We start from the raw sequence: 13,064 nt of genomic DNA on the forward strand, positions 1-13,064 counted from the left end.
ACAAAAAGTACATGAATATGAAGCACCTGGAGGCTGCCGTTGAGGACGCCTCCATTGCTGGCTGACTTCATTCATTCCAGAGCCTGCAAACCAATTTGCGCAAAATCCTTGACACTACCTTCCCCTCCGGGGGTGCTCCGTTTCCTTCGCCCAGATCCTTCAGCCGCTGTGCTTCCGCAATTTCGGCCTTCATCTCCACGATGAGCTGCTTCAGCTTCTCCTCGCACTCCTCCCGCGTGTGGGCGTAGACATTGCGGGAGTGCTTTTTGCCGTCGGGCCATTTGGGCGAGTAGCGGCCTTCAAACAGGTGGTCGTTGATCTCGGTGACGCAGCCGGTGCCTGGCTTGCGCTTACGGCCCACGTAGGGCTTGAAATCGGTCATCCTCGGCTTTTTCGGTGTGGCCGGGGCAGGTTCCTGCCCCGGCGCCGAAGCGTCCTCCTGCGGTGTTGCTTTGCCGATACCCCGGTCGATGTTGGCGGCGGCCGCACGCCGCATATCGTCGGTGATGTGGGTGTAGATGTCCAGCGTGGTGGCCGCCGACACATGGCCCAGCATGGCGGAGAGGGTCTTCACATCCATGCCGTTCTCCAGTGCCAGTGTTGCGAAAGTATGACGCAGATCATGAAAGCGCACGTGCTTGCACTCCGCGTGCTCCAGAATGAGCTGCAGCCTGCGCCGCACCACGCCGGGGGTGAGGGGACAGTCCTCTTTCACCGGAGACGGGAACATCCACCGGGAGTCCACCGTTTTCTTGTACTCCCGCAGCACTTCCACCACGGCGGGCGGCAGAACGATCTTGCGGATGGAGTTCTTCGTCTTGGGTGCGCTGATCTGAAGCTCACCCCGTACATCGTAGACCTGCTTGTTTACATTCAGCACGCCCGTCCTGAAGTTCAGGTCATCCCATTGCAGCGCCATGAGCTCGCCCCGGCGCAGGCCGGTGGCCAAGTCCAGAAGGAACAATTCGTAGTAGCCTTCCGCTTGCGCCTGGATAAGAAACCGCTGCAGCTCCTCCCGTGTCAGCACCTGCATCTCCCGCGCCTTCTTGGGCGGCAGCTTACAGCCGATGGCCGGATTCACACGGATCAGCCCATCCTGCACCGCCTTCTCCAGTGCGGAGCGGCAGGTGGCGTGGCACATGCGCACCATTCGGTCGGACAGCCCCTCGCCGTATTGTTCGGTGAAGCGCTTCCGGCCATTTTTCTTGAGCCGCCCGTAGAACTGCTGCAGGTCATTCTGCGTCAGCTTGTTCAGCGGGATGTCGCCGATCTCCGGGACGATGTGCAGGCGGATGCGGCTCTCGTAGGTCTCCTGGGTGGTGGGGCGGATCTTGGGCTTGGAGTGGTTCTCGTACCAGTACTCCAGCCAGTCCCCAAAGGGCATCTCGGGGCGCACCTTCTCCGGCTTCAGTCCGCCGCACGCCTCCTTGAGCTTCCGGAGCTTCTCCACACACTCTTTCTTGGTTTTAGCGAGGACATTTTTCGTCTTGGGATAGCCGTTGTCATCATAGCCGATGACGATCCGGCCCTCCCAGCGGCCGTCCTTGCGCTGTCTTACGGTTCCGTCGCCGGCTTTTCGTTTTCTTGCCACGGTTTCAACTCCTTTCCGAACAGATCTTCCATGAAGCCGCCCACGATGCCAGAGGCTGTCTTCTGCATATCCGATGTGAGGTGGGTGTAGGTGTCCAGGGTGAAGGATGCGTTGGTGTGACCCAGGATACCGGAGAGCGTCTTGGCGTCCACGCCGCTGGTGAGGGCGTGGGTGGCGAAGGTGTGCCGCAGATCATGGAACCTGATGCTGGGCAGGCCCGCCCGCTGGAGCAGGGTCTTCATGTGGTGATAGGCAGCGTTGGGATAGAGAGGGTCCTCCGGTTTCACCGGGTCAGGGAAGATCCACGGACCGATGGCATCCGCCTTGCGCCGCCGCAGGATGTCGGCTACGCTCTGGGGCAGGATGATGGTGCGCATGCCCTGGCCGGTCTTTGTCTCGCCGGTAGTGTACTCGCCCTTCTTCTTGCTGTGGAGAGTGCGGCACACCTTCAGCGTCCCGGCCTCTCCGTCGAAGTCGCTCCACTGCAGGCCGCAGATCTCACCCCGCCGCAGGCCGGTCATCAGCTCGGTCTGGAAGAAGTCACGCCACAGTTCGTCCTGCTCCACCACCTCGAGGAAGGCGTCCAGCTCGGCGCTGGTCAGGATGCGCTTGGGTTTGTAGTTGGGCTTGGGCGCTGTCGTGCCCTCGGTGGGGTTCCGGGGAATGACGTGCGCCTGCACCGCGTCCTTCAGCGCGGCGTGGAGCATAGAGTGGATGTGGCGGACCAAGGAGTCGGAGAGCTGGTGGCCCAGTTCGGGATGCTCGTGGACACGCCCGTCCGTTTTCAGGCGGCGGTACATCCGCTGGACGTCCTGCTGAGAGATCAGGGAGATCTGTTTGTCGCCAAGCTGCGGTTTGATATAGCTGTCGATGTAGTGGCGGTAACCGGTGAGGGTACCGGGGCGCACCGTGCCCTCCTTGTACTCCGTGAGCCAGCGGTCCAGCCATTCGCCCAGGGTCATGCGGCTGTCCTCGGTCAGCTCCACATCGCGGTAGCACTCGATGTTCTGGTGGAGCTTGTCCAGCAGCGCCTTCTGGGTCTTGGCGTAGACGTGGCGGAACAGCGGCTCGCCGTTTTCCTTGTGGCCGATGACGATGCGGCCCTCCCAGCGGCCATCGTCCCGCCTGCGCACCATGCCGTCACCGGACGGTCTTCGCTTTGCCATGTGCCGCACCTCCTCGGTTGGTTTTCTTTTTGGCAACACAAACAACTATCACACTTTCGCAGAAATAGCTATTGGTTTTCGAAAGATTTTCAGTTCCCATCAAACTTCTGATGTTGAATGTGCCGCGCGTTTTCTTCTTGTTCTGTTCTTCCATTTCACCTTTCCTTTCTGCCATCATGAAAAATGGCGTAAACCCCTTGCGGTGTCTTGCTTTTTCAGAAGCACGACTGCGCTTTTCCATTCAGAGCGCAAAACCGACCGCGCACTGAATACCTGAAAAAGTCCCGCATTGCGGGGCTTTGTGGGCGGGCCAACGGCGATATCGCCGTTGGCCCTTTATCTTGTACTGAAATCGAACGGAAAATTATTTGCCCTCCTTGGCCTCATCAGTGTTGTCGCATGTGCCACAGCTGTGGCCATCTTTTTCTGTTTTGCGTTCAAATCGGCTCAAAACCGGGTCAAGGTTCCGTTGGAACGGCGGCGGAACCCCTTGGAAACACTGGAAAATCGGCAGCTCGGAGCGTTTCATAGGGGCCGACGCTCCCCAAGGAGCGTCCTTTTGTCCCCGGTCGCAAACCCTTGAAAAAGCCCACACTGTGGGCATTTGTGGAGTGTCCTGGCGCAGAAAAGCGCCAGGGCTTTCTCCTGCTTCGTTTTCGTCAGCAACAAATCGGCTAAAACGGCGGTCATCCCGCCCGGTTCAGCATCCACGGCGAATCACCTCCTTCCGTGGCACTCTCGGGATAAAACACACTGCGGTAGACATTGACGTCTGCCACCATGTTACGGCGCAGCATTTCCTCGCACAGCATCATGCGGCACAGCGCAGCACCGTAGACATCGCGCATCTCGTCGCGGCCCTGACGGGCGACGGTCTTTTGCTCATCGGTCAGATCGCCGTAGTGCTCATCGCAGAGAAACAGATTGAGCTGATCGTCGTCGATGGGCTCGGCGTGGGACTGATTCCATATCATGTGGATGTACCGCCGGGTGTCCAGAGTGCGGCGGGCGACGGTCATAGGGTCACAGTCAACAAGACGGTTTGAGTATTCCTGGATCATGCACTCACTCCTTCGTTTTCAATATGGATGGGCTTCCGGTCGTTGAGCTTTGCCAGCTGCTTCGCCGCGCGGGCCTTGGCCGCGGCTTCCTCAGCCTGTGCCAGCTGGCGCTGATAGTAACTGTTCAGCGCTTCCTGAATGGGTCGGATGGTATAGAGCAGACTGCCGTTGCGGGGACGACCATCCTTGGTGGTGATCATGGTAGGCTCGGTGCAGATGAGACCTTTCTCCTCCAGACTGAGCGTGTTCTTGCGCACCGTGTTTTCGCACATTCCCACCGACTTACCGATGGTGCGGTAGCTGGGGTAGCACTGGTAGGTCTCCCGGTCCTCGCACCGGAGCAGGTAGGTGTAGACGGCGATCTCGCCGTAGTTCAGGCCGAGGCAGAAGACTTCGTTGGGTACCATGAAGAAGTCCCGCTCGGGATCGCGTTTGGGCCAGCGTTGGAACATCAGGCATCACCTCCCAGCTGATCTTCCACCCACTGACAGAATTTTTCCTTGGGCACGACCATGCGGCTGCCGATCCGCAGTGCGGGGAACCCCTTTTCGTGCATGAGCTCATAGGCGCTGGAGATGGACACGCCCAGGGTCTGGGCCACCGTGTTCGCGTTGAGGAACAGCGGCAGCTGATCGTAGTTGGTGAATGTGGATTCTCTCATCGGCGGATCACCTCCTTTGCGTTATGATGACGGTTGGTTGAGAACTTCATTTGTCATTTCCTCCTCTGCAATACAGAAATCAAAAAGCTCCCACTAAAAAAGTGGGAGCAGTATCCATATTTCATTTTCAACGCTTTGTGATAAAATGAAACCATCAGGAGGTGAGCGGATGCCGTTGGTGAAATATAAGATCTACGAACTGTCCGCCAGAGCCGTAATCAGCTATGGCAGAGAACAGGATGGTGCGTATGTGTTCCATCTCAGCGCCGCCGAGACGGAAAAATGCAAATCGCTCACGGTGCCCCACGAGCAGGACGACAGCGCGCTGTTTTATCAGATCATGTGCGCACTGCACGGCGACGCCTTTACCGGAGCGGCGAGCGGGCAACTGGTCACCGATCTCTCGGACGTCATTTTCTATATGGACTTCTCCGGCATCTTCGACCGGAGCGGAGCCAGAAAGAAATATCTGGTCCGGCAGGAGAAGGCCAATGCTCTGTTCCGCCCCGAGGGAGTGAGCCTGGACTTCAGCTCCGGGGCGCACCGCTATCTGGCCTTCGAACGCTCGGGCAGCATGAGCCGTCAGGCGCGGCTGTCCTTCATCCGGGAGGATTTTTACGACGCGGTGCGCCGCCGTATCATGATGGACATGACCATCGGCGACTGCCAGCTCAGCAAGCTCTACGCCTACAACGGCCTGATGCTGTCCAGCGGCATGCGGATCGACGGCATCGAAATTGACCGGCCCCACCGGGTGGTGGTCATCGACAATCCGACGCGCACAGAGCGGAATGTCAACGTCATCACCGTAGAGGACGACGGCACCCAGAGCAGCACCCGCAAATACCACTGGGTTGAGAAAAAAGAGGACATCGAAATCACCTGCTTTGACGGCGAGGGACTGATCTCCAAACAGTACGCCTGCGTCGTGGACGAAAAACTCTGCGGGAAAAAAGTCCACACCTCGTTCCAAATCCGTATGCCGTATGTGAAGGGCATGCTGCACGAGGTGGACTTCAAGGACTTCCTGACCCACTGCGGGACGGACACCATCACCGATCTGTGGGGCGTGGAGCACTCTGTCAGGGATGTGGACATCATCCTCACCAGGAGTATGTTCAAGGGATACGGCTGGCTCACCGCCAGCGGCATGAACTGGGAGGACTACTGGGACGCTTTCCGCCGGCATCATCACGCCCTGTACATCACCAATGTCAGCAAGGAGAAACCGGAGCAGACCACAGAGCTGAACTATCAATTCCTGACCACGGTTTCCATCCATGGCGACGAGTTCCGCCCCGCCGATCTGCCGGACGGCTGGGATCACAGCCCGGAGGAGGACGAACGGAACTGGCTCACTAAGCAGACGGAGCTGCGGTACTATAATCTCCGCGCAAACCCGCAGTTTCGGAAGGACTACTTTCTGGAGAAAGAGGAGCGGGTCGGCTGGTGGGAGCGGCACCAGGGCAGAGATCAGATCCTTGCCGCTGTGCTGAGAAGGAATCCGCGCTTTATCAACGAACCGGTTTACACCAAGCGGTTGGAGGACGAAGCTGAAAAAATCGTGGAGCAGTACGCCGTCGGGCGTCTGATCGTGACGGGAGACAACCGCTATCTCTCCGGTGACCTGTTGGACTTCCTGGCATTTCTGATCTCGACTGCTCTGCCGCGCAAACGCAGACAGCGGCTCTATTACAGCGCCGCCATGACTGACCACTTCCCGGAGAGTTCCTTTTATACACCGCAGGCGGCCTATGTCCATGGCGACACCTGCACGCTGCTGCGCAATCCGCATATTGCCCGCAACGAAGAACTACAGCTTTCTTTTTATGATGCGAAGGAAGAGAAAAAACAGATGCGGCATCACTATTTCGGTCATCTGACGGATGTGGTGATGGTGGATTCCAATATGCTGGCGGCGGAGCGGCTGGGCGGCGCTGACTACGACGGCGATATGATCAAGACCATATCTGACCCGATCCTGAACGCCTGTGTCCGCCGCAACTACGATCTCTACCGCTACGAGAAACACAAGTCCCTTACCAACACAGAGAACATTCCGCTGCTGATGATCCCCACGGCCCAGCCCCAGATCCGGAATGCCGACGACTGGGAGGCCCGGTTTGAAACCGTCCGCAGCACCTTTTCTTCCCGCGTCGGCCAGATCTGCAACGCCGCGCTGGATCGCAGCATCATCGCCTACAACGAAAACTCCGACGCTGAGGAGCGGGAGCGCTGTCGGGAGGAGACGGAGACTCTGGCCATCCTCACCGGCCTGGAGATCGACTCGGCCAAGAGCGGCATCCGTCCCGACCTGGACGAGTACCTGACCCGGAAGACCGTCAAGCGCAGCGACTTCCTCAAGTACAAAGCGCTGGTGGAGGAGGCGGAGACCCGGCGCGCCTGGTACGAGCCCACCCACGCGGCCAAGCTCAAGGCGTTTTTCAAGAAGGTGGACTGGAGCAAGGTGGACTCCAACGTGGAGCGCCTGCCGTATCTGGCCCAGCAGCTGAAAAAGAACACGCCGCGCATCAAGGCGAAGCCCGCCAAGGATGAGGAGCTGTTTTCCTTTGCCCAGCAGTCGGACTGGAAGGAGCGGCTGGACGCCGACATGCTGGCGGCGGTGGAGGCGCTGCTTCGGGACTACGACGCCTGTCTCTCCCGCATCCGCGCCTGCCGTGTTCCTGTGAAAGAGAAAAAGCGGAAGACCGATGTGGACCGCATCCTGTACGCCAGAGGGCAGGAAGATGAATATGACTCCGACGAGTTGTATGCCCTGTTCGGCAATCTGCCCTCCGAGGAAGTGTCCGCTTTGCAGCAGGCGATCCGGGAGCAGGCGTGGCACCTCATGGACGAAGAGGCGCGGGAGGCCTTCCTGCGGGAATGGCTGCCGGAACCGGAGTTTGAGGATATTTACGATCTGCTGACCGATTTCCGCTTCGGCGGTTACCGCGTCCTCGGCGACATTGTCTGCGATATGGAGAACGAGAACATCGGCAAGGAGAAAAAGCGGCTGTTCCGGGAGAGCGACTCGGAAGCCTTCACCGCCATGATGCGCGCCTTTGCGGGCAAGTCCGCTTCCCGGAGCTACCGTGACGCGGTGACCGACAAGTGCCGGGAGCTGCTGACCGCTATCGTGAAGCCGGCGTTGGCCGTGCGCTATGTGGTGGCCCTGGGCAAACGAAACCTGCTGTGGGATCTGCTGCCGGAGTATATTGAGAAAAATGTTCTGGAGGTGGACCATGATTAACGAATGGGAAGAGTTTTGCGCATACACCGGGACGGTTTCCTATACCGCCAGCAGGAAGAGCGATACCACCTATCTGGGGCGGTTCACCTTTGTCACGATTTTGGAGTTTGAGGGAATGGCGAGAATCTTGACCATCCTGGCCCGGGGGTATCTGTTCCACGACAAAAGCGGAGCGGTCGCTCTGGGCGATCCCCGTGACCGGATCGCCTACGCCCGCCGGGCGCTCTGCGCCTGGTGCAGCGCTCCGGAGCAGGACAAAACAGCACCCAAGGACGAATGGCAGTTCAGGACGGACTTTTCGGAACTGCGCCCGGAGTTCCCGGAGCTGGTGGGTGCGGACGGGACCGGCTGGTTTCTCCGCCATGTCCTGGCCGTCGCGGATTTCATGCTGACGCATCCGGAGAAGGTGCGAAGCACGTCGCTCAAAAATGCGGAGATCATTCAAGCCAAGTTTGCCGCCGCGTGGCGAAACAAAGTAATGCAGTATCAGATCCCAATTTTTTCGTCCCAGACCAAGGGGGCCTGGACGCTGCGCTTTGACGATGTCCTCGCCGACGCGCTGGAGCTCGGTCCGCTGCGCAGGGAGGAGCCGGAGCTTCCGCCTGAATTAACAGAGAAAATCGAAGCGGTACTGCCGAAAGAGGTTCCGGCCAAGGTCGTCTGCACCCTGATTTCCTACTACCTCGCCAACAAACAGGAGGACTGCGAGTGGGTGGTCCTGCCGGTCACCAATTTCGACGCCTACTTCGGCGATACCAGCTTCAGCAAGAAGCAGCTGCCGAAGATCCCGGCGGAAATCCTGGAGCGGAGCAATTCCTTCGGCGTCAGCCGTTTCCGTGTGTCGGCAGAATATTTGCCATAATACCAAGACAGCGGGACAGGCCATCACGGCCTGTCCCGCTGATTTATCTGTCTGAATTTTGAAAAATGTTTTCCTTGTTTATTGCCCCGCAGGATTTGAACTGCGTCCGTTGGCGGTAACTATGCAAAAAAGTAAAGAGATCCTGCGTTTTTCCCTTGCGGCAATACAGGCAAAAATACGGGGGACGCACCGCATGGCACGTCCCCCGTCTGTTATTTGGAGAGTTGTTCGTAAAACTTCACTGCCCCGCTGATCTCATCGCTGTCGGGATGGCCCTTGGCGATGCCGCCGATCAGCTTGAAGGGGCCGAAGGTATTGAAGCCGAAGCACTCATATCCGCCGAGGATCTCGGCCTGTTTGCCGGAAACGGCAGCTTCGATGGACTTGAAGTAGCCTTCCTTCTTGGCACCGTAGGTATGGAGGAAGAAAATCTTTTTGCCTGCGGGAATATTCTCCGCAATTTTAAGTACGCTCTTGTGGTACTTGGAATAGTAGATACCGGACGCGAAACCGATGGCATCATACCCGCTCAGGTCGGGCGAAGGATTTTTCGTGGCATCAATCAGGGTAACGGGATATTTCTCAGCAATAGCGTCCAGCAGCTTTTTGGTGTTGCCGTGGTGCCTGGAATAAAAGACAATCGCGGTTTTCATAGGCTCCTCCTTGAATTTCTTTGGTATATAAATTATACTAAGGACGAAAACTGAGTTCAAGTACGCATAATCATAGTACTTAGTACATTCGATGATACCGGGAGGGACCCATGAAAAAGGATATGACACCGGAAGAATATTTACAGCGGATCATGAGCAAGGAGCCGTCCGAGACTTGCCCCATGCGCAGGACGCTGGAGCTGCTTTCCGGTAAATGGCGCACGCATATTCTCTACGAGCTGTGCAAAAAGGATTCCTACCGCTTTGGAGAATTAAAAAAGGCGCTGCCCCGCATCACCAATACCATGCTGACCTCCACGCTGCGGGATCTGGAAGAACTGGGCATCGTTCACCGGGAGCAGTTCAATGAGATCCCACCCCATGTGGAATATTCTCTGACAGACAAAGGAAAAGCCCTGCTGCCGGTTTTCTGCGAGCTGGCCAAATGGGGCGAGAACAATTTGGATTGAGCTTCGTGCGAGCGCTTGCTTCCTTGTTATGTTGCAAAGTGCATTATTCCGATAATTCCCAAGATATTATTCCGACAGCATTGTTATCGTTCCGAAAAGGTGGTATACTTCCTTTAGAAGATTGGAGGGATGCTCATGTTCATGACTGCAAAGCAGGCCGCGGAAAAATGGGGACTGTCTGACCGCCGTGTCCGCATTCTCTGCGCCGAGGGGAAGATCCCCGGTGCATTTCAGGAAGGGCGCGGGTGGAAGATCCCCGTGGACGCCGTGAAGCCCGCCGACGGACGGTTCAAGTCTGCGGAAAGCCTCCTGGACATGATCGACCGGAAGAAGGCCGAACTGGATACCCGCCGTCCGCTGACCGAGGGCGAGGTGGCACGGCTGACGGAAGAATTCACCGTGGAGTACACCTACAACTCCAATGCCATCGAAGGCAACACCCTGACCCTCCGAGAGACCGATATGGTCCTGCGAGGGCTGACCATCGACCGGAAGCCCCTGAAAGACCACATGGAAGCCGTCGGCCACAAGGAGGCTTTTGATTTCGCCCGGGAACTGGTGCAGAAGCAAGAACCCCTGTCCGAGCGGGTAATCCAGCAGATCCATTACTTGGTGCTGGCTGATAAAAAGGAGGACCGGGGCGTCTACCGCCGGGTTCCCGTCCGCATCATGGGCGCGCAGCACGAGCCGGTGCAGCCCTACCTGATCCAGCCCAGCATGGAGCAGTTGATGATGCGCTATGCCGAGAGCACCGAGCACATCGTGACCAGACTGGCCCGGTTCCATATTGAATTTGAGGGCATCCATCCCTTCATCGACGGCAACGGACGTACCGGACGGCTGCTGGTCAACCTGGAGCTGATGAAGGCCGGTTATCCCCCCATTGACATCAAGTTCACGGACCGGCTTGCCTACTACAACGCCTTCGACGAGTACCACATGAAGCACAACTTGTCCGCCATGGAAAAGCTGCTCGCTGGCTATATCAACGAGCGGCTGGACATGTATCTGTCTATGCTGCAGGACTGATTTTAGAAAAAGATAGCAGACGGTTTCACCACGAAACCGTCTGCTTTTCTGTCTGCGAGGCGAGATTTGAACCGGGGATTCGTTTATCCCATGATGCCGATTTTGTTGCCGTTCTCATACATGTCCTCGGCGTAATCAACATGGTTAGGGCCTTGGCTTTCCAGCCAGCCGAAACCGGGCACATAGACCATGTCGCCGGGCTGCGAGTCGATGACTGTCGGTGTGGGTTCGGGCGTGGTTTCCGAGGCGGGGGTGATTTCCGGCGCAGGTATCGGTTCAGGCATTGGCTCCAGAACAGGTTCGGGAGCTGTGGCGGGTTCCGTGAGCACGGGCTCCGGCTCTTGGATGACTTCTTGAGGTAGTTCCGGTTGCGAAATCTCAGCCTTTCCTTTCTCTGTCTGTGGTGCAGCTTCAACTTTTGTTTTGAGTTCCGCAACGGGCGGCTCTGGGGCGCTCACGGCGGGGGTTGGGCTGGTGTGGGCACTTTATTGACCACTTCAGTCTGCGGCCACACGGCGGCACATAGGGCCAGGCAGGCGGTGATCACGGTCATCACGATGAACTTCTTCATTGTTTTTCCTCCTTCTTGCATGTGAAACGAGCGCCCAGTCCCAACGCCATGCGGCGAGAGACTGAGCGCTCGTTTTCGTAGTGATTCAATTCTGCGGAGAGTTTCCATGCCAGCTCAAATCCGGAGATGAAGCTGTCGATGGAGGTATCCTCTGCAATGCGGTCCTTTGCGTCGATGATCTGCAGCACCAGCTTGCGCTCCGGTTTGTCCAAGCGGTCAATGAGCGCCTGGTGGCAGTCTTCAACTTCCTGTTTTGCCCCCGGCAACTCTGGCGGGATGTAGAAGCAGTCGTACATCGCTTTGAGCAGTTCGTATTTCATGCGCTCGCCTCCTTGCAACACAAACACATATCACAAGTTGGCGAGAATAGCTACTAAAACATTTTCTACGCAAAAATTCGAGCGGACATGGCTATTTGAACTGCAAGTCGAAGCCATTGCTGTCGAACTTCTATATCACCCTATCAAACCTCCGGCACTTGCTGTGTGAGCAAGTCGCAATATTGTGTTTTTATTATAGAAGTTATCTGCGATGGCCAACAACGTACCATATCGGAGTTGCTGACTGAGAATGTACTTCGAGATGATCTCGTAAGGCTGTTTACTGTCAACGGGAGCTTTATCCAACATCTCCAGTACATCAAGCACCTGCAAATATGCTTTATTCTCTGCAGTGACCTTTGTTTTTGGAGGCCGGATAATGACATCAAGCTTTTTGTCGGTTCTTGCAGAGTCCTTCGCTAAATTAGTCGCCAAGGTTCTTTGGCGGGGCATCTGTGAGGTTAACCCCAAGTGATGCATTACAGTAAAGCCGGTTTCATAACCGATATCCGGCAGGAGGTATTTATCAGCGATAAGCTGTTCTCGATTGATGCGGGCTTCTCCGAAAGGAGTAATAGCTGTCAGATAGTAGATTCCTTTTTGGTAACAACGCAGTTCGGGGATGACCTTACTATCCATAATCCTCTTTATTGCAACAGCGGTAGCCGCAGATGCTTCTTTGCTATCGAGCTGATATGCGACTCCAAGCTCTGCTGCAATTTTGCTTGTGTAGATTGGCATACCTACGGACGCTTTTTTCAACGCATCGCAGATAAAATCAATGTAGGTTACACGCATCACTACTACATCCTCTTTTGATATATTAAACTCGGAAATTGTTTAATTATTTCAAATTTAATATATCATATTTGGATGGATAGTCAAGATGGTGCTTATGTGAATTCGACATATCATTTTCTTCGCTTTGCATACGGTTTTTACACACCAACCTCAACCGGTCGGGAAACCGCAAAGCCATGGAAATACAGTACGGAGATGTAGCAAAGCGGTCGTAACCAAGATGACTCGAAATCATGTTTCCACTTTGGAAGTCCAAACTGCCGAAAAGCCAGTAACCATGCGGGTTTGCGGGCAAGTTCAAATCGTGAATTGGGGTCTGTTCTATCCTGTTGTTCTTCCCGATTTCCACGGCTTGAATTTTGCGGGAAAATGGCTATAATGAGAGCAGCCATCTGACGGCCACTTTGAGAGGTGTGTTTTGGGGTTCCGTAGTTACCGCTATCGTCCCTGATTTACCGTCATCATCCAAGTTGGTGTAATGATTCGAAATCAGGTTTCCTATGCGGAGTACCAAACGGCTGAAACCCTTGGAACCATGCGGGTTCCAGCCGAGTTCAAATTGAATAATGTTGCTTGTTCTATCCTGTTGTTCTTCCCGATTTCCACCGGCTGAATTGGTCGGCGGGTCG

The 13,064-nt window shown here is 56.2% G+C and carries 16 protein-coding genes; 4 read left to right on the forward strand and 12 right to left on the reverse strand.

The features are described 5' to 3' along the window. Positions 1-67 precede the first annotated feature (67 nt). The 7 genes from H8S57_RS16155 to H8S57_RS16185 all read right to left on the reverse strand — a co-directional run bounded on the left by H8S57_RS16155 (position 68) and on the right by H8S57_RS16185 (position 4,479). Positions 68-1,591, reverse strand: coding sequence for a tyrosine-type recombinase/integrase (locus H8S57_RS16155; protein WP_186908995.1), 1,524 nt, complete (start codon positions 1,589-1,591; stop codon positions 68-70). After that, positions 1,555-2,757, reverse strand: coding sequence for a tyrosine-type recombinase/integrase (locus H8S57_RS16160; RefSeq protein ID WP_186908996.1), 1,203 nt, complete (start codon positions 2,755-2,757; stop codon positions 1,555-1,557). Before H8S57_RS16160 ends, H8S57_RS16155 begins: the two co-directional genes overlap by 37 nt. Then, on the reverse strand, positions 2,732-2,998 hold the full coding sequence (locus tag H8S57_RS16165) for a hypothetical protein (protein ID WP_186908997.1): 267 nt from the start codon (positions 2,996-2,998) through the stop codon (positions 2,732-2,734). The genes H8S57_RS16160 and H8S57_RS16165 overlap by 26 nt, the downstream gene beginning before the upstream one ends. A gap of 123 nt (positions 2,999-3,121) precedes the next feature. Next, a complete protein-coding gene (locus tag H8S57_RS16170) occupies positions 3,122-3,286 on the reverse strand; it encodes a hypothetical protein (RefSeq protein WP_186908998.1) in 165 nt (54 codons plus the stop codon). Positions 3,287-3,443: 157 nt separating this feature from the next. Then, complete coding sequence (locus tag H8S57_RS16175; RefSeq protein ID WP_186908999.1) at positions 3,444-3,731, reverse strand: hypothetical protein; 288 nt, start codon at positions 3,729-3,731, stop codon at positions 3,444-3,446. Between the two features lie 83 nt (positions 3,732-3,814). Beyond that, positions 3,815-4,270: a helix-turn-helix domain-containing protein gene (locus H8S57_RS16180; RefSeq protein WP_369807648.1), complete on the reverse strand. Its 456-nt coding sequence runs from the start codon at positions 4,268-4,270 to the stop codon at positions 3,815-3,817. Continuing rightward, positions 4,270-4,479: a helix-turn-helix transcriptional regulator gene (locus tag H8S57_RS16185; protein ID WP_186909000.1), complete on the reverse strand. Its 210-nt coding sequence runs from the start codon at positions 4,477-4,479 to the stop codon at positions 4,270-4,272. Before H8S57_RS16185 ends, H8S57_RS16180 begins: the two co-directional genes overlap by 1 nt. Before the next feature lie 169 nt (positions 4,480-4,648). Here H8S57_RS16185 and H8S57_RS16190 point away from each other — a divergent pair, with 169 nt between their 5' ends. Together H8S57_RS16190 and H8S57_RS16195 are read left to right on the forward strand one after the other, a co-directional pair. Further along, a complete protein-coding gene (locus H8S57_RS16190) occupies positions 4,649-7,729 on the forward strand; it encodes an RNA dependent RNA polymerase (protein ID WP_243204872.1) in 3,081 nt (1,026 codons plus the stop codon). Next, complete coding sequence (locus H8S57_RS16195) at positions 7,722-8,591, forward strand: hypothetical protein (RefSeq protein WP_186909001.1); 870 nt, start codon at positions 7,722-7,724, stop codon at positions 8,589-8,591. The genes H8S57_RS16190 and H8S57_RS16195 overlap by 8 nt, the downstream gene beginning before the upstream one ends. Positions 8,592-8,803: 212 nt before the next feature. Here H8S57_RS16195 and H8S57_RS16200 read toward each other — a convergent pair whose 3' ends face one another. Beyond that, positions 8,804-9,244, reverse strand: a complete 441-nt coding sequence (locus tag H8S57_RS16200; protein WP_186909002.1) for a flavodoxin family protein — start codon at positions 9,242-9,244, stop codon at positions 8,804-8,806. A 110-nt stretch (positions 9,245-9,354) separates the two neighbouring features. Between H8S57_RS16200 and H8S57_RS16205 the strand changes: the two genes are divergently transcribed. Together H8S57_RS16205 and H8S57_RS16210 are read left to right on the forward strand one after the other, a co-directional pair. Further along, positions 9,355-9,714 carry a winged helix-turn-helix transcriptional regulator gene (locus H8S57_RS16205; protein ID WP_186909003.1) on the forward strand — a complete coding sequence of 120 codons (360 nt, stop codon included), beginning with the start codon at positions 9,355-9,357 and terminating at the stop codon, positions 9,712-9,714. Between the two features lie 135 nt (positions 9,715-9,849). Beyond that, positions 9,850-10,743 carry a Fic family protein gene (locus tag H8S57_RS16210; protein ID WP_186909004.1) on the forward strand — a complete coding sequence of 298 codons (894 nt, stop codon included), beginning with the start codon at positions 9,850-9,852 and terminating at the stop codon, positions 10,741-10,743. Between the two features lie 83 nt (positions 10,744-10,826). On the opposite strand, the gene H8S57_RS16215 is transcribed toward H8S57_RS16210, so the two are convergent. From H8S57_RS16215 to H8S57_RS17145, 4 genes are all read right to left on the reverse strand, one after another. After that, positions 10,827-11,201, reverse strand: coding sequence for a DUF6550 family protein (locus H8S57_RS16215; RefSeq protein ID WP_186909005.1), 375 nt, complete (start codon positions 11,199-11,201; stop codon positions 10,827-10,829). 109 nt (positions 11,202-11,310) lie between these two features. After that, positions 11,311-11,634 carry a DUF6809 family protein gene (locus H8S57_RS16220; protein ID WP_186909006.1) on the reverse strand — a complete coding sequence of 108 codons (324 nt, stop codon included), beginning with the start codon at positions 11,632-11,634 and terminating at the stop codon, positions 11,311-11,313. A 135-nt stretch (positions 11,635-11,769) separates the two neighbouring features. After that, entirely contained in the window at positions 11,770-12,432 is a 663-nt protein-coding gene (locus H8S57_RS16225) for a hypothetical protein (protein ID WP_186909007.1), read from the reverse strand. Between the two features lie 376 nt (positions 12,433-12,808). After that, a partial coding sequence (locus H8S57_RS17145; protein ID WP_207723840.1) for a hypothetical protein occupies positions 12,809-13,064 on the reverse strand: 256 nt, incomplete at its 5' end.

It is taken from the genome of Lawsonibacter hominis (assembly GCF_014287895.1).
Taxonomy (GTDB): Bacteria; Bacillota; Clostridia; order Oscillospirales; family Oscillospiraceae; genus Lawsonibacter_A; species Lawsonibacter_A hominis.

Coding starts and splice junctions, on each gene's coding strand:
- H8S57_RS16200 (WP_186909002.1), bottom strand. CDS start 9,244: ATGAAAACCGCGATTGTCTTTTATTCCAGGCACCACGGCAACACCAAA.
- H8S57_RS16220 (WP_186909006.1), bottom strand. CDS start 11,634: ATGAAATACGAACTGCTCAAAGCGATGTACGACTGCTTCTACATCCCG.
- H8S57_RS16205 (WP_186909003.1), top strand. CDS start 9,355: ATGAAAAAGGATATGACACCGGAAGAATATTTACAGCGGATCATGAGC.
- H8S57_RS16165 (WP_186908997.1), bottom strand. CDS start 2,998: ATGGAAAAGCGCAGTCGTGCTTCTGAAAAAGCAAGACACCGCAAGGGG.
- H8S57_RS16225 (WP_186909007.1), bottom strand. CDS start 12,432: ATGCGTGTAACCTACATTGATTTTATCTGCGATGCGTTGAAAAAAGCG.
- H8S57_RS16170 (WP_186908998.1), bottom strand. CDS start 3,286: ATGAAACGCTCCGAGCTGCCGATTTTCCAGTGTTTCCAAGGGGTTCCG.
- H8S57_RS16180 (WP_369807648.1), bottom strand. CDS start 4,270: ATGTTCCAACGCTGGCCCAAACGCGATCCCGAGCGGGACTTCTTCATG.
- H8S57_RS16175 (WP_186908999.1), bottom strand. CDS start 3,731: ATGATATGGAATCAGTCCCACGCCGAGCCCATCGACGACGATCAGCTC.
- H8S57_RS16160 (WP_186908996.1), bottom strand. CDS start 2,757: ATGGCAAAGCGAAGACCGTCCGGTGACGGCATGGTGCGCAGGCGGGAC.
- H8S57_RS16185 (WP_186909000.1), bottom strand. CDS start 4,479: ATGAGAGAATCCACATTCACCAACTACGATCAGCTGCCGCTGTTCCTC.
- H8S57_RS16195 (WP_186909001.1), top strand. CDS start 7,722: ATGATTAACGAATGGGAAGAGTTTTGCGCATACACCGGGACGGTTTCC.
- H8S57_RS16210 (WP_186909004.1), top strand. CDS start 9,850: ATGTTCATGACTGCAAAGCAGGCCGCGGAAAAATGGGGACTGTCTGAC.
- H8S57_RS16190 (WP_243204872.1), top strand. CDS start 4,649: ATGCCGTTGGTGAAATATAAGATCTACGAACTGTCCGCCAGAGCCGTA.